22 protein-coding genes are annotated in these 22,926 nt (G+C 65.9%); 13 read left to right on the top strand and 9 right to left on the bottom strand.

Translation table 11 applies throughout. From position 1 onward, the window contains the following. The first annotated feature begins 27 nt into the window (after nucleotides 1-27). From FXN65_RS25265 to FXN65_RS25255, 3 genes are all read left to right on the top strand, one after another. The gene (locus FXN65_RS25265) at nucleotides 28-2,526 is read left to right on the top strand and encodes a circularly permuted type 2 ATP-grasp protein (protein ID WP_151137569.1); all 2,499 of its coding nucleotides are present in this window, start codon (nucleotides 28-30) and stop codon (nucleotides 2,524-2,526) included. Further along, complete coding sequence (locus tag FXN65_RS25260; protein ID WP_151137567.1) at nucleotides 2,526-3,461, top strand: transglutaminase family protein; 936 nt, start codon at nucleotides 2,526-2,528, stop codon at nucleotides 3,459-3,461. Before FXN65_RS25265 ends, FXN65_RS25260 begins: the two co-directional genes overlap by 1 nt. A gap of 193 nt (nucleotides 3,462-3,654) precedes the next feature. Then, nucleotides 3,655-4,503: a mechanosensitive ion channel family protein gene (locus FXN65_RS25255; protein WP_151137565.1), complete on the top strand. Its 849-nt coding sequence runs from the start codon at nucleotides 3,655-3,657 to the stop codon at nucleotides 4,501-4,503. Nucleotides 4,504-4,627: 124 nt separating this feature from the next. On the opposite strand, the gene FXN65_RS25250 is transcribed toward FXN65_RS25255, so the two are convergent. The 4 genes from FXN65_RS25250 to FXN65_RS25235 form a co-directional block, all read right to left on the bottom strand. After that, the gene (locus FXN65_RS25250; RefSeq protein ID WP_151137563.1) at nucleotides 4,628-5,074 is read right to left on the bottom strand and encodes a GNAT family N-acetyltransferase; all 447 of its coding nucleotides are present in this window, start codon (nucleotides 5,072-5,074) and stop codon (nucleotides 4,628-4,630) included. 5 nt (nucleotides 5,075-5,079) lie between these two features. Further along, on the bottom strand, nucleotides 5,080-5,451 hold the full coding sequence (locus FXN65_RS25245; RefSeq protein ID WP_151137561.1) for a thiol-disulfide oxidoreductase DCC family protein: 372 nt from the start codon (nucleotides 5,449-5,451) through the stop codon (nucleotides 5,080-5,082). A gap of 60 nt (nucleotides 5,452-5,511) precedes the next feature. Beyond that, nucleotides 5,512-6,099: an LOG family protein gene (locus FXN65_RS25240; protein WP_151137559.1), complete on the bottom strand. Its 588-nt coding sequence runs from the start codon at nucleotides 6,097-6,099 to the stop codon at nucleotides 5,512-5,514. A gap of 251 nt (nucleotides 6,100-6,350) precedes the next feature. Continuing rightward, entirely contained in the window at nucleotides 6,351-6,974 is a 624-nt protein-coding gene (locus FXN65_RS25235) for a LysE family transporter (RefSeq protein WP_151137557.1), read from the bottom strand. A 121-nt stretch (nucleotides 6,975-7,095) separates the two neighbouring features. Here FXN65_RS25235 and azu point away from each other — a divergent pair, with 121 nt between their 5' ends. Beyond that, on the top strand, nucleotides 7,096-7,545 hold the full coding sequence (gene azu, locus FXN65_RS25230) for an azurin (protein WP_151137555.1): 450 nt from the start codon (nucleotides 7,096-7,098) through the stop codon (nucleotides 7,543-7,545). Nucleotides 7,546-7,700: 155 nt separating this feature from the next. Here the strand turns inward: azu and FXN65_RS25225 are convergent, their stop codons facing one another. Then, entirely contained in the window at nucleotides 7,701-8,726 is a 1,026-nt protein-coding gene (locus FXN65_RS25225; protein WP_151137553.1) for a DUF1338 domain-containing protein, read from the bottom strand. A 155-nt stretch (nucleotides 8,727-8,881) separates the two neighbouring features. Next, entirely contained in the window at nucleotides 8,882-9,781 is a 900-nt protein-coding gene (locus tag FXN65_RS25220) for a LysR family transcriptional regulator (RefSeq protein WP_151137551.1), read from the bottom strand. Nucleotides 9,782-9,963: 182 nt separating this feature from the next. On the opposite strand from FXN65_RS25220, the gene amaB reads away from it, so the two are divergent. The 8 genes from amaB (at nucleotide 9,964) to FXN65_RS25180 (ending at nucleotide 19,438) form a co-directional block, all read left to right on the top strand. Continuing rightward, nucleotides 9,964-11,454, top strand: a complete 1,491-nt coding sequence (gene amaB / locus FXN65_RS25215) for an L-piperidine-6-carboxylate dehydrogenase (RefSeq protein ID WP_151137549.1) — start codon at nucleotides 9,964-9,966, stop codon at nucleotides 11,452-11,454. Between the two features lie 29 nt (nucleotides 11,455-11,483). Next, nucleotides 11,484-12,767: an L-pipecolate oxidase gene (gene amaA / locus FXN65_RS25210; protein ID WP_151137547.1), complete on the top strand. Its 1,284-nt coding sequence runs from the start codon at nucleotides 11,484-11,486 to the stop codon at nucleotides 12,765-12,767. Between the two features lie 496 nt (nucleotides 12,768-13,263). Beyond that, entirely contained in the window at nucleotides 13,264-14,385 is a 1,122-nt protein-coding gene (locus FXN65_RS25205) for a branched-chain amino acid ABC transporter substrate-binding protein (protein ID WP_151137545.1), read from the top strand. Nucleotides 14,386-14,615: 230 nt separating this feature from the next. Next, nucleotides 14,616-15,530, top strand: coding sequence for an ABC transporter permease subunit (locus FXN65_RS25200; protein WP_151137543.1), 915 nt, complete (start codon nucleotides 14,616-14,618; stop codon nucleotides 15,528-15,530). Between the two features lie 2 nt (nucleotides 15,531-15,532). Further along, nucleotides 15,533-16,819 carry a high-affinity branched-chain amino acid ABC transporter permease LivM gene (livM, locus tag FXN65_RS25195; RefSeq protein WP_151137541.1) on the top strand — a complete coding sequence of 429 codons (1,287 nt, stop codon included), beginning with the start codon at nucleotides 15,533-15,535 and terminating at the stop codon, nucleotides 16,817-16,819. Then, nucleotides 16,816-17,691, top strand: coding sequence for an ABC transporter ATP-binding protein (locus tag FXN65_RS25190; protein ID WP_151137539.1), 876 nt, complete (start codon nucleotides 16,816-16,818; stop codon nucleotides 17,689-17,691). The genes livM and FXN65_RS25190 overlap by 4 nt, the downstream gene beginning before the upstream one ends. Beyond that, the gene (locus FXN65_RS25185; RefSeq protein ID WP_151137537.1) at nucleotides 17,688-18,404 is read left to right on the top strand and encodes an ABC transporter ATP-binding protein; all 717 of its coding nucleotides are present in this window, start codon (nucleotides 17,688-17,690) and stop codon (nucleotides 18,402-18,404) included. The genes FXN65_RS25190 and FXN65_RS25185 overlap by 4 nt, the downstream gene beginning before the upstream one ends. Nucleotides 18,405-18,505: 101 nt before the next feature. Next, nucleotides 18,506-19,438, top strand: a complete 933-nt coding sequence (locus FXN65_RS25180) for an ornithine cyclodeaminase family protein (RefSeq protein ID WP_151137535.1) — start codon at nucleotides 18,506-18,508, stop codon at nucleotides 19,436-19,438. 99 nt (nucleotides 19,439-19,537) lie between these two features. Here FXN65_RS25180 and FXN65_RS25175 read toward each other — a convergent pair whose 3' ends face one another. Further along, nucleotides 19,538-19,861: a putative quinol monooxygenase gene (locus tag FXN65_RS25175; protein WP_151137533.1), complete on the bottom strand. Its 324-nt coding sequence runs from the start codon at nucleotides 19,859-19,861 to the stop codon at nucleotides 19,538-19,540. 555 nt (nucleotides 19,862-20,416) lie between these two features. Here FXN65_RS25175 and FXN65_RS25170 point away from each other — a divergent pair. Beyond that, nucleotides 20,417-21,181 (top strand): SDR family oxidoreductase, encoded by a 765-nt coding sequence (locus FXN65_RS25170; protein ID WP_151137530.1) that lies wholly within the window; start codon nucleotides 20,417-20,419, stop codon nucleotides 21,179-21,181. On the opposite strand, the gene FXN65_RS25165 is transcribed toward FXN65_RS25170, so the two are convergent. Both FXN65_RS25165 and FXN65_RS25160 read right to left on the bottom strand, forming a co-directional pair. Beyond that, nucleotides 21,162-22,073, bottom strand: coding sequence for a glycerophosphodiester phosphodiesterase (locus tag FXN65_RS25165; protein WP_151137528.1), 912 nt, complete (start codon nucleotides 22,071-22,073; stop codon nucleotides 21,162-21,164). The two genes, FXN65_RS25170 and FXN65_RS25165, sit on opposite strands and share 20 nt — an antisense overlap. A 267-nt stretch (nucleotides 22,074-22,340) precedes the next feature. Beyond that, nucleotides 22,341-22,913, bottom strand: a complete 573-nt coding sequence (locus FXN65_RS25160) for a HupE/UreJ family protein (RefSeq protein WP_151137526.1) — start codon at nucleotides 22,911-22,913, stop codon at nucleotides 22,341-22,343. Nucleotides 22,914-22,926 lie beyond the last annotated feature (13 nt).

Genomic DNA, 22,926 nt, shown 5'->3' with positions numbered 1-22,926 from the left:
CCTGCTGCCCTTCTGCCGAGCCTGTTGATGTCCGAGCTGCTAGCCAACTACCCCCTGACCGCCACGGCCTACCACGAACTGCTGGATGCCGAGGGCCGGGTGCGCCCCCATTGGCAGCGCCTGTTCCAGCAGTTGGAACGCAGCAGCCCGGCGCAGATGCTGCAGCGCCAGGACCTGCTGGTGCGGCAGATCCAGGAAAACGGCGTTACCTATAACGTCTACGCCGACCCCAAGGGCACTGATCGCCCCTGGGAGCTGGACCTGCTGCCCAATCTGCTCTCGGCGGAGGAGTGGCAGCCCATCGCCGCCGGCGTGGCCCAGCGCGCGCGCCTGCTCAATGCCGTGCTGGCCGATCTCTATGGTGAACAGCGCCTGCTGGCCGAAGGGCTGCTGCCCAGCGAGCTGGTCTATGGCCACCCCAATTTCCTCTGGCCCTGCCAGGGCGTGCAGCCGGCTGGTGGCATCTTCCTGCACAGCTACGCGGTGGACCTGGCGCGCGATGCCGACGGTCGCTGGCACGTACTGGCCGACCGCACCCAGGCGCCGTCCGGTGCCGGTTACGCCCTGGAGAACCGGCAGATCGTCTCCCGGGCCTTGCCGGAGCTCTATCGCGACCTGCGCGTGCAGTACCTGGCAGGCTACTTCCGCACCCTGCAGGAAACCCTGATCCGCCAGGCACCCAGCGATGGCGAGACGCCGCTGGTGGTATTGCTGACGCCCGGACGCTTCAACGAAACCTATTTCGAACACCTCTACCTGGCCCGCCAATTGGGCTTCCCGCTGGTGGAAGGCCACGACCTGACGGTGCGCGACGCCACCCTCTACCTCAAGACCCTTGGCGGCCTGAAACGCGTCCACGCCGTGCTGCGCCGCCTCGACGATGATTACTGCGACCCCCTGGAACTGCGCACCGATTCCGCCTTGGGTGTGCCCGGCCTGCTGGATGCGGCGCGCCAGGGGCGGGTGCTGGTGGCCAATGCCCTGGGCAGCGGCGTGCTGGAGTCGCCGGGGTTGCTCGGCTTCCTGCCGAAGGTCGGCCAGCGCCTGCTCGGGGAAGACCTCCTGCTGCCTACCCTGGGCACCTGGTGGTGCGGCCAGGGGCAATTGCTGGAGAAGTCGTTGCAGGGCCTGGGCGGGCTGGTATTCAAGCCTGCCTTTCCCAGCCAGAGCTTCGAGCCGTTGTTCGGCCATGCCTTGCACGATGGCGCGCTGCAGGCCCTGCGCAAGCGCCTCCAGGCCCATCCCCATGCCTACGTCGCCCAGCGCATGGCGCAGCTGTCCCAGGCGCCGGTCTGGCAGGGCGACGAGCAGAAGGGTGAACTGCAGTCGCGGGCCATCGGCATGCGCGTCTTCGCCGTGGCCGGCAGCGACGGCCGCTACTGGGTGATGCCCGGCGGCCTGACCCGGGTGGCCTCGGCGGCCGACGCCGAAGTGGTGTCCATGCAGCGTGGCGGTGCCAGCAAGGACACCTGGGTACTGGCCGATCTGCCGGTGGTGGGCGAACCCTTGCGTCCGCGTTCCCTCGGCGCACGTGACCTGATCCGCCAGGACCCGTACCTGCCCTCGCGGGTGGTGGAAAACCTCTACTGGTTCGGCCGCTACGGCGAGCGCTGCGACGACGGCGCACGCCTGCTGCGGGTAGTGCTGTCGCGCTATGTGGACGCCGACGGCGACGAGCAGGCCCTGCAATCGGCCCTGGGCCTGGCCAGCGCCGTTGGCCTGGTGCCGCGCGGTCACCAGCCGCTGGAGCAGCGCCTGCTGGCGGCCCTGCTGGACGAAGAGTGGCCGAGCAGCGTCAGCGCCAACCTGCGCCGTCTGCACTGGGCCGCGGCCCAGGTGCGTGGGCGGCTGTCGCGGGAGAACTGGCATGCAGTGCTGGAGCTGAACCGCGATGCCCTGGCCCTGGACCCGAAGCGCACCGATCTGGGCGAAGCCCTGGAATTCCTCAACCGCCTGCTGATGTCCCTGGCCGCGCTGTCCGGCTTCGCCCTCGACGACATGACCCGCGACGATGGCTGGCGCTTCCTGATGATCGGCCGCCGCATCGAGCGCGTGCAGTTCTACGCCGAGGCCATCGCCGGCTTCCTCGAGGGCGGCGCCGCCTGGGACCCGGTTGCCCTGGAGTGGCTGCTGGAACTGGGCAACAGCACCATCACCTACCGCTCGCGCTACCTCGCCTCGCCGCAGCTGATCCCGGTGCTCGACCTGCTGTTGCTGCACGAACAGAACCCCCACGCCCTGCGCTTCCAGCTGCAAGCCCTGGAGCGCTCCCTGGGACGCCTGCACCAGGAGTTCGGCGCACCCCAGGAGCTGGTGCTGAGTGGCCTGATCGGGCGCCTGCTGGCCTTCGACCTGGCCACCCTGGAGGACCCGCTGTTCGGCAGCGAAAGCGTGGCTGAGGTGCTTGCCGGGCTGGCGGGGCTGTTGCGGGAGATCGCGCAGAACGTCGGACAGGTCTCCGACCGCCTCGGATTGCGCTATTTTGCCCACGTCGATGACGTCAGCCAGCAAACGGTATCCACCTGATGCGTGCGCAAGCCCAATCCATCGCCCCCGTGCAGGGCGCCCGCTACCAGGTGTTCCACGACACCCACTACCGCTATTCGGCGCCGGTGTCCCTGTCCCAGCAACTGGTGCACCTCTGGCCGCGCGAATGCCCCTGGCAGCTGTGCAGCGGCCAGGAGCTGCTGATCAACCCCGAGCCCACCCTGCGCCAGGACCTCACGGATGTTTTCGGCAACCCGCTGACGCGCCTGGCCTTCGAACGGCCCCACGATGAACTGCAGGTGAACGCCCGCCTGCAGGTCGAGGTGTTGCCCCACGGGCCGGTGGACCTGGCTGCCTCGCCGGCCTGGGAACAGGTGCCGGCGAGCCTGGCCTTCAGCGGCCGTGCCTTATCCTCCCTGGAGCTGGAAGCCTGCCGCTACCGGGTGGAGTCGCCCTATGTGCGCATCAAGCGCCAGTTCAGCGAGTTCGGAGCCGGTTGTTTCCCTGCCGGACGGCCGCTGTTGCAGGGCGCGGCGGCGCTGATGGAAAAGATCTTCAGCGAGTTTTCCTTCGACGCCGAGGCCACCCAGGTGGCGACGCCGCTGACCGAGGTGCTGGAGCGGCGGCGTGGCGTCTGCCAGGACTTCGCCCACCTGATGCTCGCCTGCCTGCGGTCACGGGGGCTGGCGGCGCGCTACGTCAGTGGCTACCTGCTGACCCAGCCGCCCCCCGGCCAGCCGCGCCTGATCGGCGCCGACGCCTCCCACGCCTGGGTCTCGGTGTACTGCCCGCGCAATGGCTGGGTGGACTTCGACCCCACCAACAACATCCTGCCGAACCTGGAACACATCACCCTGGCCTGGGGCCGCGACTTCTCCGATGTCTCGCCGCTGCGCGGGGTCATCCTCGGCGGCGGCAGCCACGACCCGGAAGTCCGTGTCACCGTCATGCCGCTCTGGGAGCTCGCTATCTGACGCTCCCGCCGCGCTTGCAGGTCGGTGCCGAGCGAATCGAGACCCAGCGGCGGTGCCTCAGGCGGGGCTCCGTCGGGTTGGGCTTCGTACCTCAGCCCAACCTACGAAAAGCGCGCGGGCCGTTGCCGCGAGCACTTTGCCGGCGCCGTGCTAGCTTTTTCGGGGCCACTTCTCTCCTGCAAGGTGCTTCGCCATGGATGAAACAACCATCGTCAATGTGGGGACCGAGAAGGTCAGCGCGTTCATGACCACGGTCATGCAGTACGCCACCACCTTCGGCGTCAAGATTCTCGCTGCCATTGCCTTCTGGGTGGTCGGCCGCTGGCTCATCGGATTCGCGGTCGGACTGGTCCAGCGATCCCTGGAGCGGCAGAAAGTCGACCCGACAGTGCTGCGTTATGTCGGATCCTTCATCACCGTCACCCTGAACATCCTCCTGGTGGTGGGCATCCTCGGGTACTTCGGCATCCAGACCACCAGCCTCGCGGCGCTGATCGCGGCGGTCGGCCTGGCCATCGGCATGGCCTGGTCGGGCCTGCTGGCCAACCTGGCGGCGGGCGGCTTCATCATCGTCCTGCGGCCGTTCAAGGTGGGTGACTTCATCAGCGCCGGCGGCGTGACCGGTACCGTGAAGGAGATCGGCCTGTTCGCCACGTCCATCAACACCCCGGACAACGTGATGACCCTGGTGGGCAACAACAAGATCTTCAGCGACACCATCCAGAACTTCAGCCACAACGACTTCCGGCGCGTGGAACTGAAGGCCCAGCTCTCCGGCGCCGCCGATTGGCAGGCCGCCGCGGCACTGCTCAAGCAGCGCATCGCCGCCATCCCCAATGTGCTGGCCGAGCCGCCGGTGGATGTGGAAATCCTCGAGTTCAACCTGGTGGGGCCGGTGCTGGCGGTACGACCTTACTGCCACAACGACAACTACTGGCAGGTCTATTTCGATACCAACCGGGTGATCAAGGAGGCCCTGGGCGCGGACTTCCCGGCACCCATGCCGGCGCAGACCATCATCGTGCAACAGCCGCAGGGGTGATCTCGGGCAGGCCTTCGGCCTGCTTGGCGAATGAATTCGCCCCTACAGGAAACGCGCTCAGATCAACTTTGGCACCATCCGCCCCCTCTCCCTCCGGGAGAGGGTTGGGGAGAGGGAAGCCCGCTCAGTCCTTGCGCAGATGCAGGATCGGAAACGGCTTGCCCGCGCCATCCACTTCCGAGCGGCCATGCTGGACGAATCCCAGGCGCAGGTAGAAACCCACCGCCTGCGGGTTCTGTTCGTTCACATCCACGGATTGCGCGCCCAGGGCCAGGGCGTGGTCCATCAGGGCGCGGCCGATGCCCCGGCCATGCTGCGCCGGGTCGACGAAGAGCATTTCCACCTTGTCCTCGACCGTGCCGATGAAGCCGGCGATCTGGCCGTCGGCGCCCCGCAGGCAGGCCAGGCGCACCGAGTCCAGGTAGGCATCGCGCACCAGGGGCCTGAAGAACTGGATGTCATCCTCGCTGAGGAAGTGGTGGGTGGCGCGCACGGCGCCTTCCCAGACGTCGACCAGGCGCTGGCGGTCGACAGGGGAAAGGGCGGTCAGGGTTTCGATTGCAGCGGTCATCCATGTCACCAGTGGTGCTTGGCCCGGTTCCAGCGATAGAGCGCGCGGGCGAAGGCCTTGTAGGCGAGTTGCGAGAGGCCGTGGATCAACGGCAGGGAGAACAGCCGGGCTTTCCAGCGTTCCCGTGGCGAATGGCGCCAGAGCACGATGAAGGCGTCCATCCCCATGCGCTTGACACCCCGTTCGTCCAGCAGGTGCAGGCGCTCGCGGACGTATTCCAGGTCCTCGCCGATTTCTTCCACCGCGCTGTTGTCCTGGTGGACATCGGCCCATTCCACCTGGCAGGCGGTGGTCTTGCCCTTCTGGCCTTCGATGCCGGCTTTGCACACCGGGCAGGCGCTGTTGTAGTAGACCTTGATCCGTTCGTCGTCCGCCATCGATCACTCCTGACCCCGGGGGTTCGTCCCGGACAGTGTAAGGCCGGGACGGGGGGGCGGTCAGTGTGGCTTGCGATCTACCCACTTGGGCGCGCTGGACGGACGCCAGGCTTCCAGGCGGTCCAGCAGGGTTTCCGGGTGGCCGCCGACCTGCAGCATGCCGCGGTGCTGGTCGCGGACGAAGCGCTCTTCCACCAGGTGGTCGAGGAAGTCGGTGAGCTTGTCGTAGAAGCTGTTCACTTCCAGCAGGCCCAGCGGCTTGCTGTGGTAGCCGAGCTGGCCCCAGGTCCAGACTTCGAACAGTTCTTCCAGGGTGCCCAGGCCCCCGGGCAGGGCGATGAAGGCATCGGACAGCTCGGCCATGCGGGCCTTGCGTGCGTGCATGCCGTCGACCACTTCCAGGCGGGTCAGGCCCTTGTGGCCGATTTCGGCGTCCATCAGGCTCTGCGGAATCACCCCGATGACCTCGCCACCGGCGGCCAGCGCCGCGTCGGCCACGGTGCCCATCAGACCCACTGCACCACCACCGTAGACCAGGGTGATGCCGCGTTCGGCCAGGGTGTGGCCCAGGAGGGCGGCTGCCTCACGGTAGATCGGCTTGGCGCCGGGGCTGGCACCGCAGAACACGCAGACGGAACGCAAGGACATGGAGGACTCCTGGTGCGAAAAAAGCGCGCAAGAGTACCGGCTTCGTCCTCGGGCTCCAAGCTGTTCGACTAGTCAGCTTCCGAACGGTAGGGCGCGCGATTACTCGGCGGATGCGCCACAAGCCCCGGCGGCATAGGCGGCGAGCAGGCTTTGCAGGAAGTCCATGGTGCATCTCCTTGTGAATGGATGGCGCCATGCTAGGACGCCGTCCCGACCACCCGCCCTTAGTTTGTTTCGATCGCTCCGATAGCTCAGGCGATCTTCATCAGCTCCGCCGCCGTCATCCCCGAAAGGGCCAGCAGGCAGAGGCCGCAGGCGAGGTAAGTGACCCGGTGCCAGAGCGTGGACGCGGCGCGGCGGAACCAGTCCACCAGGCCGGCGCAGATGAAGCACCAGAGCAGCGACGACAGCATGAAACCACCGAAGAACACCGCCAGGTGAGTGGGCGTCGGCTCGGCTACGCCAACGGCTGCCATGGCCCCGCCCATGGCGGCCCAGTAGACGATGTTCTGCGGATTGGTCAGCGACAGCGCCGCCCCCGAGGCAAAGGCGCCGCCCGTGGCGCCGCCATCCTCGGGCGAAGGCTGTGGCGGGCGATGGGCGTCGCGCAGGGATTGCAGCCCCAGCCAGGCGAGGTACAGGGCGCTGGCGATGGTCAGGGGGTAGCGCACGGTGGCGCTGTCCAGCAGCAGGGCCAGGCCGGTGAGGCCCAGGGCAGCCCAGGTGGCGTCGCCCACCAGGGAGCCGATCTGGACCATCAGCGCGGGCCGGTAACCATCCCGCAGGCCGCGCCGCAGGGTCTCGCTGAAGACCGCGCCGGGCGCGGCATTGAACACGAATCCGAGGAGCATGGCGGCGATGAAGAACGACAGCATGGGGTATGAACTTCCCTGTTTTCAGGATTGCGGCCCGTTGCCGCAGGTCATGGGAACTCGCTGGCGAATAGGGCAGTCTCCCTTCTGGGGCATTTCTGCCCTTTCTGCCAAGGAGACTCCCATGATTCGCAAGCTCGTCGTTGCATCCGTGTTGGCCCTGGCCAGTGCACCTCTGCTGGCTGCTGAATGTACCGTGGATGTGCAGGCCACCGATCAGATGACTTTCGATACCAAAGAGATCAAGGTCAGCAAGAGTTGCAAGACCTTCACCGTGAACCTCAAGCACGTCGGCAAGCTGGCCAAGAACGTGATGGGTCACAACTGGGTGCTGAGCAAGACCGCCGATGCCCCGGCCATTGCCTCCGAAGGCATGACCGCAGGACTCGACAAGGATTACCTGAAGGCCGACGACGCCCGCATCATCGCTCACACCAAGATGATCGGAGGTGGCGAGAGCGACAGCGTGACCTTCGATGTGGCCAAACTGGCTGCCGGTGAGAGCTACGAGTTCTTCTGCTCCTTCCCCGGCCACGTATCGATGATGAAGGGCACCCTGGCCCTGGTCGACTGACCTCCGAGGGGTAACGAAGAGGCCGCTCTATTGAGCGGCCTTTTTGTGGGCAAGGTTGTGGGAGCGAATTCATTCGCGATAAACCGTGAACCGGCCTGGGACCACGGGCCGCTGGCGGCCCTTCGCGAATGAGTTCGCTCCTGCAGGTTCGTGGGTTATCCCTGCTTCCCGGCAGTCATCTTGAAGATGCCCTGGGCATTGCCGCTGTCGAAGTTCAGGTCCAGGCGCGCATCGTCGGGGTCGATCTCGCGCTGGATGAACTCGACGAAGGAGCCCGGAACCTCGCGCTGCACGGCGCGTCCGCCGACATCGACGAAGTCGCGCTGCACCTGCACCGCACGGTAGGCGGTCTGCATCACCCGGCCTGATGCCGAGACCTCGATGCTGGCCTTCATCGGCCGGCCCTTGGCGTTCTGCTCGTCCACCACTGCCTGCAGGTCGGCGACCCGATCGGTGAGGTGGTTGAACATGTTGCCCTCGGTGGAAATCCAGGCCATCTCCACGCTTTCCTCGCGCAGCAGGTCGTAGTCCTGCTCGCGCACCACGCCGTGCTGGCGGTCGAAGGCGCGGTAGAGCGCCGGCAGCAGGTGCCGGGCTTCGGCGAAGTTGCATCGGCGCTGGCGCCAGAGGGTGTCGAGGATGGCTTTATGGCTGGCGTCCAGCGGGTCGCGGCTGTCGCCCACCACACGGCTCACGGCCAGTTGGAAGCCCTCGCTGAACCGGCCCGGATGCAGCTCCGAAACGAAGAACTGGGCGATGTCCTCGGGAAGGTCCATCTGCCGGTAGGCGTAGCCGGTCATCTTCAGCCGGGTCAGCGGATAGGTGCGCACATCGGCGAAGCCCAGGGGTTCCAGCAGGCGGGCGAACGCCTGGCGGCCACGGGGCAGGGCGCCGTTGTCCGGCCAGTCGACGGTGCGGATGGCGCCGTGATCGAACACCACCTGGCGGCCCTTGGTCCGCTGTTCTTCAACATAGGTACGGCCTATGGGGACCGCTTCCACCAGTTTATGGAACAGGCAGAGGTTCAGCGCCTCGGCCAGCCAGGCGCGATGCACGACGGTTTCGCTGAAGGGGAATGCGGACAGGCCTGCAGGGACTTCCACGTGGGTTTCGACCCAGCGGGCGGCGGGTTCACCGATCACGCTGGCGACCAGGGCAAACAGGCGTTCGTTGGCGGACATGGAACGATTCCGGGTTCAAGGAAAGATGAGCCTATCCAAGCAGCCCGGCGGCGGCGGGGCAAACGAAAAAAACCGGCGGGTTCATTCCGTTTTTTCCTGAAGCGCGAGGCGCTCCAGCATTCGCTCCCACAGAAAAGAAGGCCGTCGTGATCCTGTCACAGCGGTTCCCGCTCCAACTGCTCCAGCATCCAGCGCACGAAGTCCTTCACCTTCGGCACTTCCGCCGCGTGCTCGGGGTAGGCCAGGTAATAGGCATTGCGGCTGGGCAGGGGGTGGTCCCAGGGGATCACCAGCTTGCCTTCCTCCAGTTCCTCTTCCACCAGGAAGCGCGGCAGCAAGGCTACGCCGCAGCCGGCCTGGGCAGCGCGGATGCACATGTAGGAGGTGTCGAAGCGCGGCCCGTGGTAGCTGTGCTCGGTGTGCCGGTCCTGGCTCTGGAACCACTCGTGCCAGGCCTCGGGGCGAGTGGCGTTCTGCAGCAGCACCAGGTCGGTGAGCTGGGTCGGTTCGGTGAAGGGCGTCCTGGGCATCGCACCTGGCGCGCAGACCGGCACCACTTCCTCGCTGAACAGGCGGATGCACTCGGCGCCGGGCAGGGCACCATGGCCGAAGTAGAAGGCCACGTCGCTGCGGCCCTGGACCAGGGCGTTCGGTTCCAGTTCGTTGCGCAGGTCCAGGTGGATGTTCGGATGGCGCAGGCGCCAGCCCTTCAGGCGCGGAATCAGCCAGCGCGCACCGAAGGTCGGCGGCGTGGCCACCCGCAGCACTTCGGTATCGCCGCCGTAGGACAGCATGTAGTGGGTGGACATCTCCACCTGGGCGAGGATCTTGCGCACCTCGGTCAGGTACAGCGAGCCGGCCGGGGTCAGTTGCAGGCGCCGGCGCACACGGCGGAACAGCAGGTGCTGGAGCAGCTCTTCCAGCTGCGCCACCTGTTTGCTCACCGCGCTCTGGGTCAGGCTCAGCTCCTCGGACGCTCGGGTGAAGCTGAGGTGCCGGGCCACTGCCTCGAAGCATTGCAGGGCGGTGATCGAGGGCATGTGGCGTTTGAGCATCGGGGGTTCTCGTGACGGGCCGGATCATGAATTAACGGAATGATATGTGTCGGAAAGGTCGTTTGTTGGCAAGCCCTTTTCGCAGCTATTACTGGTGCCATTCCGACTCGGCCCGACCGGTAGGAGCCAGCGCGCTGGTGAATACGGGTATGGCGCCACCTCTTTTGTGACAGGAGTTCCCCATGGTTGCCGCACTGCTTGACCGTCTTGGTGTCGATTCGTCCCTTTACCAGCAAGGCGATCACGCCGTTCACTCCCCCATCGACGGCAGCCGCATCGGCACCGTGCGCCTGGAAGGTCGGGCCGAAGTCGAGGCGAAGATCGCCCGCGCCGCCGATGCCTTCCAGGCCTGGCGCAAGGTGCCGGCGCCGCGTCGCGGCGAGCTGATCCGCCAGTACGGCGAAGTGCTGCGCCAGTACAAGGCCGAGCTGGGCGAACTGGTGTCCTGGGAAGCCGGCAAGATCACCCAGGAAGGCCTGGGTGAAGTGCAGGAAATGATCGACATCTGCGACTTCGCCGTCGGTCTGTCTCGCCAGCTCTACGGCCTGACCATCGCCTCCGAACGCCCCGGCCACCATATGCGCGAGACCTGGCATCCGCTGGGCGTGGTCGGTGTGATCAGCGCCTTCAACTTCCCGGTCGCCGTCTGGTCCTGGAACGCCGCGCTGGCGCTGGTCTGCGGCAACCCGGTGGTCTGGAAACCCTCGGAAAAGACCCCGCTCACCGCCCTGGCCTGCCAGGCGTTGTTCGAGCGCGTGGCGAAGAATTTCAGCGAAGCACCGGCCCATCTCTGCCAGGTGGTGATCGGCGCCCGCGAAGCCGGCGAAGCCCTGGTGGACGACTCGCGCGTGGCCCTGGTCAGCGCCACCGGCAGCACCCGCATGGGCCGCGAAGTGGCCCCCCGTGTGGCGGCCCGTTTCGCCCGCAGCGTGCTGGAGCTGGGCGGCAACAATGCCATGATCCTCACCCCCAGCGCCGACCTCGATCTGGCGGTGCGCGCCATTCTCTTCAGCGCCGTCGGTACCGCCGGCCAGCGCTGCACCACCCTGCGCCGCCTGATCGCCCACGAGTCGGTGAAGGCCGAGATCGTCGAGCGCCTGAAGGCGGCCTATTCCAGGGTGCGCATCGGCCATCCGCTGGAAGGCAACCTGATCGGCCCGCTGATCGACAATCAGAGCTTCGACGGCATGCAGCGCGCCCTGGAACAGGCCCGTGCCGAAGGCGGCAAGGTATTCGGCGGTGAACGCCAGCTCGAAGGGCAGTTCCCGAACGCCTACTACGTGTCCCCGGCCATCGTCGAAATGCCGGGCCAGAGCGCGGTGGTCTGCCACGAGACCTTCGCCCCGATTCTCTACGTGATCGGCTACAGCGATTTCGCGGACGCCGTCGCCCTCAACAATGCGGTGCCCCAGGGCCTGTCGTCCTGCGTGTTCACCACTGATGTGCGCGAAGCCGAGCTGTTCCAGTCGGCGGTGGGCAGCGACTGCGGCATCGCCAACGTCAACATCGGCCCGAGCGGTGCGGAGATCGGTGGCGCCTTCGGTGGCGAGAAGGAAACCGGTGGCGGCCGCGAATCCGGCTCGGATTCCTGGAAGGCCTACATGCGCCGTCAGACCAACACCGTGAACTATTCCCACGAACTGCCGCTGGCCCAGGGCATCACCTTCGACTGAGTGGGTTCCGGCCCTAAGGACTGCTATCGATGAGCCTGCGCCAGGAATGCCTCTGGGAATATCTGACGCCACAATTGCCGGAAAGCCCTGTGCTGCACGGCGAGGTCAAGGTCGATGTCTGCGTGATCGGGGCCGGTTTCACCGGCCTCTCCGCCGCATTGCACCTGCTGGAGGCGGGCAAGCGCGTCTGCCTGCTGGAGGCCCACACCGCCGGCCATGGCGGTTCCGGGCGCAACGTCGGGCTGGTCAACGCCGGCATGTGGATTCCGCCGGATGAGATCGAAGCCGGCCTCGGCCACACCGTCGGCGAGCGCCTCAATCGCACCCTGGGGGCCGCGCCGTCGCTGGTGTTTTCCCTGGTGGACCGCTACGACATCGACTGCCAGTTGCGCCGCGAAGGCACTCTGCACATGGCCCACAACGCCCGTGGCCAGGCAGACCTCGCCAGTCGCTGCGAGCAGTGGCAGCGCCGTGGTGCGCCGGTCGAGCTGCTGACCGGCGCCGCCTGCCGCGAAGCCACCGGCACCGACAAGATCGCCGCCGCGCTGCTCGACCGCCGCGCCGGCACCCTCAACCCCATGGGCTACACCCGTGGCCTGGCCCGCGCGGTGAAGTACCTCGGCGGCCAGCTCTTCGAACATTCCCCCGTGCTGCGGCTGGAACGCCAGGGCGCAAACTGGTGCGTGGTCGGCGAACACGGCGTGGCCATCGCCCCGCAGGTGGTGATCGCCTCCAACGCCTACACCGAAGGCGAGTGGACCGAACTGCGCCGCCATTTCTTCCCCGGTTTCTACTACCAGGTGGCCTCCACGCCGCTGTCGGGCGAGGCCGCCGCGCGGATCCTGCCGGGCGGCCAGGGTTCCTGGGATACCCGCCAGGTACTCAGCAGCATCCGCCGCGACGCCGCCGGCCGCCTGCTGCTCGGCAGCCTGGGCAACGGCTCGCGCAAGCCGGCCTGGTTCCTGCGCGCCTGGGCCGATCGCATCCAGCGCCACTACTTCCCGTATCTGGGCAAGGTGGACTGGGAATTCACCTGGACCGGCTGCATCGATTTCACCCCCGACCACCTGATGCGGCTCTACGAGCCGGCGCCCGGTCTGCTTGCCTTCACCGGCTACAACGGCCGCGGCGTGACCACCGGCAGCGTGGTGGGCAAGGCCTTCGCCGATTACCTTCTGAGCGGGGATGAAACGGTGTTGCCGATGCCCTTCCAGCCGATGCGCGCGGTGTCCGCGGTGGGGCTCCGGAGTTCGCTCTACGAAGCGGGTTTCTCGCTCTATCACGCGGGGCAGTGCCTGCGCGTGGTGATCTAGCAGGAAGGGAAGATTGGAGTAGGGCGGACCACGCTTCACCGGTCCACCCTGGGCGTTCGGGGCAGCATCGAACGGGGGAAATGAAATGCGATCTTCACCCTGCGAAAAGCTCTGACTGGGCATTGGGGCCGTGATGCAAGTCGCAAAAAAGTTGCACTGCACAGCTATGAGGCGCAGGGTTGTTTCTTGCAGGATTGGGGGAGTCCAGAGCGGGGCAGTAACAGTGCGGAGTGGGAAAATTCGCGCACCAGCGATGTGCAAATGGGTACCGCGAGTCTATTGTTACCGCACGTGCTGGCACCTTGATGCTGTGCGGCTTCCAGGCCTGTCCCGGGTTTTCTTGAAGCGATTTGGAAGTTACTGATTTTAAAGAATAAAAATAATAAACCTAGGAGGTGGGAAAAGCCTTTCAGGGCGCGGAGCAACTACAAGAATTAATGGCACGCCACTTGCTGAACACGAGCGCTAACCCTAAAAACCTCAGGAGCAAAACTCCATGTCGCAGAAGATTTTCAGAAAAGGCTTTCTGGCTCTGGCGGTTACCACCGCACTGGGCATTTCTTCCGTAGTACAGGCTGATGTAGTCATTGGCGTAGCCGGGCCGCACACCGGCGCGAACGCCTCTTTCGGGGAACAATACTGGCGCGGCGCCTCCCAGGCCGCCGAAGACCTCAACGCCGCCGGTGGTATCAACGGCGAGAAGATCAAACTGGTGAAAGCCGACGACGCCTGCGAGCCGAAACAGGCCGTGGCCGTTGCCAACCGTCTCGTCGACCAGGACAAGGCCATCGCCGTTGTCGGTCACTTCTGCTCCTCCTCCACCATCCCTGCTTCCGAGGTCTATGACGAAGCGGGCATCATCGCCATGACCCCCGGCTCGACCAACCCGGCGGTGACCGAGCGCGGCCTGTCCGGCATGTTCCGCATGTGCGGCCGTGACGACCAGCAGGGTATCGTGGCCGGTGACTACATCGTCGACGTGCTGAAGGCCACCAAGGTCGCCATCATCCACGACAAGGACACCTACGGTCAGGGCCTGGCCGATGCCACCAAGGCGCAGCTGGCCAAGCGCGGCGTGAAGGAAGTCCTGTACGAAGGCCTGACCCGCGGCGAGAAGGACTTCAACGCCCTGGTCACCAAGATTCGTGCCTCCGGTGCCGAAGTCGTCTACTTCGGTGGCCTGCACCCGGAAGCCGGCCCGCTGGTTCGCCAGATGCGTGAGCAGGGCCTGACCGCCAAGTTCCTCTCCGGCGACGGCATCGTCACCGACGAACTGGTCACCACCGCCGGCGGCCCGCAGTACACCAAGGGTGTGCTGATGACCTTCGGCGCCGACCCGCGCAAGATCGCCGACGGCAAGGCCGTGATCGAGAAGTTCCGCGCCGGTGGCTTCGAGCCGGAGGGCTATACCCTGTACGCCTACGCGACCCTGCAAGCCCTGGCTGCCGGCTTCAATGGCGCCGGTTCCAACGATCCGGCCAAGGCTTCCGAATGGCTGAAGGGCCATCCGGTGCAGACCGTGATGGGCAAAAAGGAATGGGATGCCAAGGGCGACCTGAAAGTCTCCGACTACGTGATCTACGAGTGGGACGACAAGGGTAAATACGCCCAGCAGTGATAACCGGCTCGCGCCCCACGCGGAGCGCGAACCGTTAGCTCGGCTGACCGGCCAGATGCCACCCGCATCTGGCCGGTCGGTGTATTCCGGGAAACTGCTGAAGTCCTTTTCTGCTTGAGCCGGGCGGGGAACCGCTCGATTTGACATGGTTTTTCAGTGGTGCCCGTCTGATTCCACTCGCGGGAGCTGGCCGAACCCAAGGCCGGACCCCCAAAAGACGAGACAGAGTGATGGACGGTATTATCCTGCAACAGCTGATCAACGGGCTGACCCTCGGGTCGGTCTACGGTCTGATCGCCATCGGCTACACCATGGTTTACGGCATCATCGGCATGATCAACTTCGCCCACGGCGAGGTGTACATGATCTCCGCCTACATCGCCGCGATCACCCTGGCCATCCTGGCCTTCTTCGGGCTCGAATCCTTCCCGCTGCTGATCCTCGGCACCCTGCTGTTCACCATTGCGGTGACCGGCGTGTACGGCTTCGTGATCGAGCGCATCGCCTACAAGCCGCTGCGCAACTCCACCCGCCTGGCGCCCCTGATCTCCGCCATCGGCATGTCGCTGATCCTGCAGAACTACGTGCAGCTCAGCCAGGGCGCCCGCCAGCAAGGCGTGCCCACCCTGCTCGACGGTGCGTTGAAGTTCCATATCGGTGATGGCTTCGTGCAGCTCACCTACACCAAGGTATTCATCCTGGTGGCGGCCTTCATCGGCATGGCGGTGCTGACCTACATCATCCAGCGCACCAAGCTCGGCCGCATGTGCCGCGCCACCCAGCAGGACCGCAAGATGGCGTCGATCCTCGGTATCAACACCGACCGGGTCATCTCCTACGTGTTCGTCATCGGCGCTGCCATGGCTGCCCTGGCCGGCGTGCTGATCACCATGAACTACGGCACCTTCGACTTCTACGCAGGCTTCATCATCGGCATCAAGGCGTTCACCGCCGCGGTGCTCGGAGGCATCGGCTCGCTGCCCGGCGCCATGCTCGGCGGCATCATCCTCGGGATCGCCGAAGCGCAGTTCTCCGGCATGGTGAATACCGACTACAAGGACGTGTTCAGCTTCTCGCTGCTGGTGCTGATCCTGATCTTCCGTCCCCAGGGCCTGCTGGGCCGTCCGCACGTCGCCAAGGTGTAATCATGACGTCTGCCATTGCCAGGAAACCCCTGGATATCAAGAAGAGCCTGATCGACGCCGTCGTCGCCGGTCTGCTCGCCCTTATCGTCTTCGGCCCCATCATGGGCGTGGTGCTCGATGGCTACAGCTTCAACCTGGAGTTCAAGCGCGTCGGCGTGATGATGGGCGTCGTCATGCTCGGCCGTTTCTTCCTCAGCCTCTACCTGCAAACCCCGGGCGGCGAAGTGCTGATGCAGCGCTTCGAGAGCACCGGCTCCGGCGTGCATGTGCGTGATCCCGACTACAAGAGCCGGCTGCGCTGGATCCTGCCGCTGCTGATCGTCGCCGCGGTGATCTTCCCGTTCTTCGCCAGCAAGTACCTGCTCACCGTGGTCATCCTCGGCCTGATCTACGTATTGCTGGGCCTGGGCCTGAACATCGTGGTCGGCCTCGCCGGCCTGCTCGACCTCGGCTACGTGGCCTTCTACGCCATCGGTGCCTATGGCCTGGCGCTCGGCTACGACCACCTGGGCCTCGGCTTCTGGGCCGCCTTGCCGCTGTCCGCGCTCACCGCAGCGCTGGCCGGCGCGCTACTGGGGTTCCCGGTGCTGCGCATGCACGGCGACTACCTGGCCATCGTGACCCTGGGCTTCGGCGAGATCATCCGCCTGATCCTCAACAACTGGCTGAGCTTCACTGGCGGCCCGAACGGCATGTCGGTGCCGTCGCCTACCTTCCTGGGCCTGGAGTTCGGTCGCCGGGCGAAGGATGGCGGGGTGCCTATCCACGAGTACTTCGGCTTCGCCTACAACCCCAACCTGAAGTTCCTGTTCATCTACGTGGTGCTCTTCCTGGTGGTGATGCTGGTGCTCTACATCAAGCACCGCCTCACCCGAATGCCGGTCGGCCGGGCCTGGGAAGCGCTGCGCGAGGATGAGATCGCCTGTCGCGCCATGGGCCTGAACCACGTGCTGGTGAAGCTCTCGGCCTTCATGCTGGGCGCCTCCACCGCAGGGCTCGCCGGGGTGTTCTTCGCCAGCTACCAGGGCTTCGTGAACCCCTCGTCCTTCACCTTCTTCGAGTCGGCGCTGATCCTCGCCATCGTCGTGCTCGGGGGCATGGGTTCCACCGTCGGGGTGGTGATCGCCGCCTTCGTCCTCACCGTCGCGCCGGAGCTGCTTCGCACCTTCGCCGACTACCGAGTGCTGCTCTTCGGCGTGCTCATGGTGGTGATGATGATCTGGCGGCCGCGCGGGCTGATCCGTATCAGCCGTGTCGGCTTCACCCCGCGTAAAGGAGTAGCCCCATGAGCGACCAAAACATCCTCAGCGTCGAGCACCTGATGATGCACTTCGGTGGCATCAAGGCGCTCAACGACGTCAGCCTGAAGATCAAGCGCGGCTCGATTTCCGCACTGATCGGCCCCAACGGTGCGGGCAAGACCACCGTGTTCAACTGCCTGACCGGCTTCTACAAGGCCACCGGCGGACGCATCCACCTCAATACCCGTGGCGCGACCACCGACATCATCAAGGTGCTGGGCGAACCCTTCCAGCCCACCGACTTCGTCAAGCCGGCGCAGTTCGCCAGCCGCCTGCACTACAAGATGTTCGGCGGCACGCACCTGGTGAACCGCGCGGGCCTGGCGCGAACCTTCCAGAACATCCGCCTGTTCCGGGAAATGTCGGTCGTGGAGAACCTGCTGGTGGCCCAGCACATGTGGGTCAACCGCAACCTGCTGGCCGGCGTGTTCAACACCCCGGGCTTCCGCAAGGCCGAGGACGACGCGCTGAACCACGCCTTCTACTGGCTGGAAGTGGTGGACCTGGTGGACTGCGCCAACCGCCTGGCCGGCGAGCTCTCCTATGGCCAGCAGCGCCGTCTGGAGATCGCCCGCGCCATGTGCACCCGGCCGCAGCTGATCTGCCTCGACGAACCCGCCGCCGGCCTCAATCCGGCCGAGACCGAGGCGCTCAGCCGGATCATCCGCAAGCTGCGCGACGAACACGACCAGACCGTACTGCTGATCGAACACGACATGGGCATGGTGATGAGCATTTCCGACCACATCGTGGTGCTGGACCACGGCGAAGTGATTGCCGAGGGCAACCCCCACGATATCCGCCACGATCCCAAGGTGATCGCCGCCTACCTCGGCGCCGAAGAGGAGGAAGTGGCATGAACGCCCCCCTCCTGGAGTTCAAGGATGTCGACGTCTTCTACGGCCCGATCCAGGCGCTGAAGAAGGTCAACCTGCACATCAACGAAGGCGAGACGGTGAGCCTGATCGGCGCCAACGGCGCGGGCAAGTCCACCCTGCTGATGTCCATCTTCGGCCAGCCGCGCGCGGCCAGCGGCGCCATCGTCTACGGCGGCACCGACATTACCCACAGGTCGGCGCACTACGTTGCGTCCAACGGCGTCGCCCAGTCGCCGGAAGGGCGCCGGGTGTTTCCCGACATGAGCGTGGAAGAGAATCTGCTGATGGGCACCATTCCCGTGGGCATGGACCATGCGGACGAAGACATGCAGCGCATGTTCGACCTCTTTCCGCGCCTGAAGGAACGGCGCAACCAGCGCGCCATGACCATGTCCGGCGGCGAGCAGCAGATGCTCGCCATCGCCCGCGCGCTGATGAGCCGGCCCAAGCTGCTGCTGCTCGACGAACCCTCCCTGGGCCTGGCGCCCATCGTGGTCAAGCAGATCTTCCAGACCCTCAAGGAACTGGCCCAGACCGGCATGACCATCTTCCTCGTGGAGCAGAACGCCAACCACGCGCTCAAGCTCTCCGACCGCGCCTACGTGATGGTCACCGGGGAAATCCGCATGAGCGGCACGGGCGAGGAGCTGCTGGGCAACCAGGACGTCCGCAACGCCTACCTCGGCGGTCACTGACCGCGCTTGCTCCCTCTCCCGGCTTTTCTCCCCTCGCCCTGCGGGCGAGGGGCCGGGGTGAGGGCCATTCGTTCGCACTCGGTTCTCAAAGGAGTCCGGAGATGCAAACCCTGCGCTTTTTCACCAACGCCGACGTCGCCGCGGCGTTGCCTTATCCACAACTGATCGAAGCCCTGCGCCATGGCCTGGCCAATCCGGCCGAAGCGCCGGTGCGGGCCTGCCATGCCTTGCCGCAGGACGCATCGCTGCTGTGCATGCCGGTCTGGCAGACAGGACAGGGCGTCGGCGTGAAGCTGGTCACCGTGTTCCCCCACAACGGCGAGAAGGGCCTGCCCTCGGTCGCGGCGCTGTTCACTCTGTTCGACGACGCCACCGGCAAGCCCCTGGCGGTGCTGGAGGCTTCCGAACTCACCGCCCGGCGCACTGCCTGTACCTCCGCCCTGGCCGCCAGCGCGCTGGTGCGGCACGACGCCAGCCGACTGCTGGTGGTGGGCGCTGGCACCCTGGCCGCGCACATGGTCCGCGCCCACTGCGTGGTGCGCCAATACGAACGTGTGGATATCTGGGGACGCCACCCGGACAAGGCCGCCGAACTGGTGCGCACCCTGGCCGCCGAAGGCTACCCCGTGCACGTGGCGCCCGACCTGCAGACCTGCGCCCAGCAGGCCGACTGCATCAGCTGCGTCACCACCTCCACCTCGCCGCTGATCCTCGGCGACTGGCTGCGGCCGGGGACCCACCTTGACCTGGTGGGCGCCTTCCTGCCCAGCATGCGGGAGACCGACAGCGCTGCCGTGGCCCGCTCGCGCATCGTGGTCGACACCCGTGCCGGTGCATTGGAAGAAGCAGGTGACCTGCTCTTTGCCATCGCCGAGGGTGCCATCACCGAGCAGAGCATCCACGTCGAACTGGCCGACCTGCTGCATGGCCGTGGCCATCGTCAGACCAACAGCGAGATCACCCTGTTCAAATCGGTGGGCTATGCCCTGGAAGACCTGATCGCGGCGCAGGTGCTGCTGCGGGCGGTGGAGTAACTGCTGCAGGAGCGAATTCATTCGCGACGGGGCGCGGAGCCGTCCCCTCTTGGCAGCCTTGCTGGCTGCTTTCGCGAATGAATTCGCTCCCACAGGGGGTTAGAACTCCTCTTCCTCCGCGGCCTCGGGCAACTTGGCCGCCAGCACCTCCACCCGCTCGATCTGTGGCGGCGTGCTGAACAGCTCCCCGGCGCGCTCCATCAGCGCGGCGGCCACCTGGCCGGTCATGTGGGCCTGCAGTCCCAGGTCACTGTCGAAAGCATCGAAAATGCCGAAACTCTGGGGTCCAATGCGCAGGGCGAACCAGGCCGTGGTATCGGGCTCGGCCTTTACCAGCGGCAGGCCGCCACGGAGGAATTCCTCCACTTCGGCGACTTTCCCCGGCCTGGCTTCCAGGCGTACCAGCAAGGCGACTTTAACCATGGCCCGATCTCCTCTGTGGTTAGCCAGGGAAGTCTAGGTCCCTGGGAAAAGGCGCCGGTCCCGCTTGTCCGATATGGGGATATCCACAGGCGCCGACACGGGAGATGTTCCTGTATCGGAGCGCATTCGTTCGCGAAGCGGGCCGAAGGCCCGCCCTACGGCCAATCGCGAATGAATTCGCTGCCACAAACAAGGCCGATCCCGGCTGCTACCCACAAAGCCTGTGAAACAATCTGTGGATAACTTGGTGGTAGCTGCCGCCGGGCCCCGATTCCCGCCACCCAAAGGCGGTCGATCACATATTGTCCAGTCGGCGTTTTTTTCACGAAAACAGGGGCTTGCATGAGCTATCCAGCGTTTGGAAACACAGCTGGAGTTGTCCCCGGCAACTGTGCGAAAAGCTGTGGATAAACTTGGGAGTAATCGCTGCGGTGCAGATGCGGTGCGGGCTGTATGGCGCTGGCGATTTTTTCGCCAGGAGCTCGCGCCTGTGGATGGCGTAACCTATGCCGGTCTATTCGCAACGGGCCTGTGCCCCAGAGCAAGGAGAAGAGCATGACTTCCACCGTATTCATCACCGGCGCCACCTCGGGTTTCGGCGAAGCCTGCGCCCGGCGCTTCGCCCGGGCCGGGTGGTCGCTGGTGCTGACGGGCCGCCGCGCCGCGCGTCTGCAAGCACTCAAGGATGAGCTCTCGGCCCAGACCGACGTGCTCACCCTGGAGCTGGATGTGCGTGACCGCAAGGCCATGGAAGCCGCCATCGCCGGCCTGCCGGCCAGGTACGAGAAGATTCGTGGCCTGATCAACAACGCCGGCCTGGCGCTTGGCGCCGACCCCGCGCCCAAGTGCGACCTGGATGACTGGGACACCATGGTCGACACCAACGTCAAGGGCCTGATGTACAGCACCCGCCTGCTGCTGCCGCGCCTGATCGCCCACGGCCGTGGCGCGAGCATCGTCAACCTTGGGTCGGTGGCCGGCAACTGGCCCTATCCCGGCAGCCACGTCTATGGCGCCACCAAGGCCTTCGTCGGGCAGTTTTCCCTGAGCCTGCGCAACGACCTGGTGGGCACCGGCGTGCGCGTCACCAACATTGAGCCGGGGCTGTGCGAGAGCGAGTTCTCCCTGGTGCGTTTCGGTGGCGACCAGGCCAAGTACGACGCCACTTACGCCGGCGCCGAAGCCATCCAGCCGGAAGACATCGCGGAAACCATTTTCTGGATCATGAACCAGCCGGCTCACATCAACATCAACAGCCTTGAGCTGATGCCGGTGAGCCAGACCTGGGCGGGCTTCGCGGTCAATCGTTCAGCGAAGTGATGCGGGTGGAGCGCCCGAGCAGCTGCAGGGCGCGATCCGGGTAGTCGGTGATCAGGCCATTCGCCCCCATGTCCAGCAGGTGGCGCATGGCCGGTTGCTCGTTGATGGTCCACATCTGGACCGCCAGGCCGCGCTGCAGGGCGGTCTTCATCAGGCTGTCGGTGGCCACCTGCAGGCCGCCGCTGCTCTCGGGAATCTGCAGGGCCTGGTAGGACGGGCTGACCAGGCTGCCCAGGCCGACCCAGTTCAGCGCCACCAGCAGGCGCACTGAAGTCGGGCCGGCCGAGGTGGCGACGCCGGGGCAGACTTCGCGGAAGCGCTTCAGGCTGCGCTCGTAGAAACTTCCCACCAGCACTCGCTCACGCTGCTCGTGCTTGTCCAGCAGGGCGCACAGCTGCTCTTCCAGCCCAGCGTCGGGCACCTTGATCTCCACCACCTTGGCCTGTTCCGGGAAACGCTCCAGCACTTGTTCGAAAGTGGGGATGCGGATGCCCTGGCCGCGATAGGGATGGCTCTCGCCGCCATCGGCGCTCCAGCGGTAGCCGGCATCCAGGGCCTGCACCTCGGCAAGGGTCAGATCGGCCACCTTGCCGTCGCCATTGGTGGTGCGATCCACCCGTGGGTCGTGCAGCACCACCAGTTGGCCGTCGCGGGTGCGGCGCACGTCCATCTCCAGCATGTCCACCTTGAGGGCGGCAGCGCGCTCGAAGGCGAACAGGGTGTTTTCCGGCCACAGGCCGCGTCCGCCTCGATGGGCGATGACCAGGGGCTGGTCGCCGAAGCCGGCGAGCACGCCGGGCCGTTCCGCCGGGCGACTGGTCAGGGCCAGTGCGAGCAGGCCGGCGACGAGGAGGAAGAGGGGAGCGAGGAAGAATCGGGCGAAGCGCTTCATGTTGTTCTTATCCGTAAGACGTGGACGGGCGTGCCGAATCAAACGCGGGGACTATGACAAAGACGTGACGGCGAGGCGAGGGGGATGTGTGTGGGTTGGGATGTGGGTAGGTAAATCGATGCTGCTTGGGGGCATCGTGCTTTTCTTGTGGGGGCGAATTCATTCGCGAAGGGCAGCGCAGCTGCCCCAATTGCGAGGCCGAATGGCAGACCTGCGGTCTGCTTAGCGATTGAAATCGCCCCCACAGGGTTTGGTGACAGGCCGTGCTCAGCTCGCCAACAACCACACTCCGGCCCCAGCCGAGAGACCACCGGCAATACGCACCAGCGGTGCGGCGGCGCGCGGCAGGGCGCGCACCAGGCCATAACCGGCTGCATGCAGGGTGGCGGTGGCAGCGATGAAACCGACGGCGTAGCCCCATGGGCTGGCCAGGTCCGGCAGTTCGAGGCCGTGGGCGACGCCATGGGCCATGGCGAACAGGGCGGTCAGGCCCACGGCCAGCCACAGTGGCGGGCGCACCGCCACGGCCACCAGCAGGCCGAGGGCGAGCACCGAGCCGGCGATGCCGGTTTCCATCAGCGGCATGGCCACGCCAGCGAAACCGGCGAGGCCCCCCAGCAGCATGGCGCCGACGAAGGTCAGCGGCAGGGCCCAGCGCGCCGAGCCCCGCTGTTGGGCCGCCCAGAGGCCGACGGCGAGCATGGCCAGCAGGTGGTCGAGGCCGGTGACCGGGTGGGCGACGCCCGCCATCAGGCCGGAATGGTCGTGGCCGGCGTGGGCGAAGGCCACGGCCGGGGTGAGGAACAGGGCAATGGCGAAGAGCGACTTGCGCAGGTTCATGCTGAATCTCCTT

The organism is Pseudomonas lalkuanensis (genome assembly GCF_008807375.1).
Classification (GTDB): domain Bacteria; phylum Pseudomonadota; class Gammaproteobacteria; order Pseudomonadales; family Pseudomonadaceae; genus Metapseudomonas; species Metapseudomonas lalkuanensis.
The sequence above is the reverse complement of the archived record's forward strand: the minus strand, read 5'-3'. Positions and strand labels throughout refer to the sequence as shown.

Coding starts and splice junctions, on each gene's coding strand:
- amaB (WP_151137549.1), top strand. CDS start 9,964: ATGGTTGCCGCACTGCTTGACCGTCTTGGTGTCGATTCGTCCCTTTAC.
- amaA (WP_151137547.1), top strand. CDS start 11,484: ATGAGCCTGCGCCAGGAATGCCTCTGGGAATATCTGACGCCACAATTG.
- FXN65_RS25185 (WP_151137537.1), top strand. CDS start 17,688: ATGAACGCCCCCCTCCTGGAGTTCAAGGATGTCGACGTCTTCTACGGC.
- FXN65_RS25160 (WP_151137526.1), bottom strand. CDS start 22,913: ATGAACCTGCGCAAGTCGCTCTTCGCCATTGCCCTGTTCCTCACCCCG.
- FXN65_RS25240 (WP_151137559.1), bottom strand. CDS start 6,099: ATGTCCTTGCGTTCCGTCTGCGTGTTCTGCGGTGCCAGCCCCGGCGCC.
- azu (WP_151137555.1), top strand. CDS start 7,096: ATGATTCGCAAGCTCGTCGTTGCATCCGTGTTGGCCCTGGCCAGTGCA.
- FXN65_RS25180 (WP_151137535.1), top strand. CDS start 18,506: ATGCAAACCCTGCGCTTTTTCACCAACGCCGACGTCGCCGCGGCGTTG.
- FXN65_RS25200 (WP_151137543.1), top strand. CDS start 14,616: ATGGACGGTATTATCCTGCAACAGCTGATCAACGGGCTGACCCTCGGG.
- FXN65_RS25220 (WP_151137551.1), bottom strand. CDS start 9,781: ATGCTCAAACGCCACATGCCCTCGATCACCGCCCTGCAATGCTTCGAG.
- FXN65_RS25205 (WP_151137545.1), top strand. CDS start 13,264: ATGTCGCAGAAGATTTTCAGAAAAGGCTTTCTGGCTCTGGCGGTTACC.
- FXN65_RS25165 (WP_151137528.1), bottom strand. CDS start 22,073: ATGAAGCGCTTCGCCCGATTCTTCCTCGCTCCCCTCTTCCTCCTCGTC.
- FXN65_RS25265 (WP_151137569.1), top strand. CDS start 28: ATGTCCGAGCTGCTAGCCAACTACCCCCTGACCGCCACGGCCTACCAC.
- FXN65_RS25170 (WP_151137530.1), top strand. CDS start 20,417: ATGACTTCCACCGTATTCATCACCGGCGCCACCTCGGGTTTCGGCGAA.
- FXN65_RS25190 (WP_151137539.1), top strand. CDS start 16,816: ATGAGCGACCAAAACATCCTCAGCGTCGAGCACCTGATGATGCACTTC.
- FXN65_RS25225 (WP_151137553.1), bottom strand. CDS start 8,726: ATGTCCGCCAACGAACGCCTGTTTGCCCTGGTCGCCAGCGTGATCGGT.
- FXN65_RS25260 (WP_151137567.1), top strand. CDS start 2,526: ATGCGTGCGCAAGCCCAATCCATCGCCCCCGTGCAGGGCGCCCGCTAC.
- FXN65_RS25245 (WP_151137561.1), bottom strand. CDS start 5,451: ATGGCGGACGACGAACGGATCAAGGTCTACTACAACAGCGCCTGCCCG.
- FXN65_RS25235 (WP_151137557.1), bottom strand. CDS start 6,974: ATGCTGTCGTTCTTCATCGCCGCCATGCTCCTCGGATTCGTGTTCAAT.
- FXN65_RS25255 (WP_151137565.1), top strand. CDS start 3,655: ATGGATGAAACAACCATCGTCAATGTGGGGACCGAGAAGGTCAGCGCG.
- livM (WP_151137541.1), top strand. CDS start 15,533: ATGACGTCTGCCATTGCCAGGAAACCCCTGGATATCAAGAAGAGCCTG.
- FXN65_RS25175 (WP_151137533.1), bottom strand. CDS start 19,861: ATGGTTAAAGTCGCCTTGCTGGTACGCCTGGAAGCCAGGCCGGGGAAA.
- FXN65_RS25250 (WP_151137563.1), bottom strand. CDS start 5,074: ATGACCGCTGCAATCGAAACCCTGACCGCCCTTTCCCCTGTCGACCGC.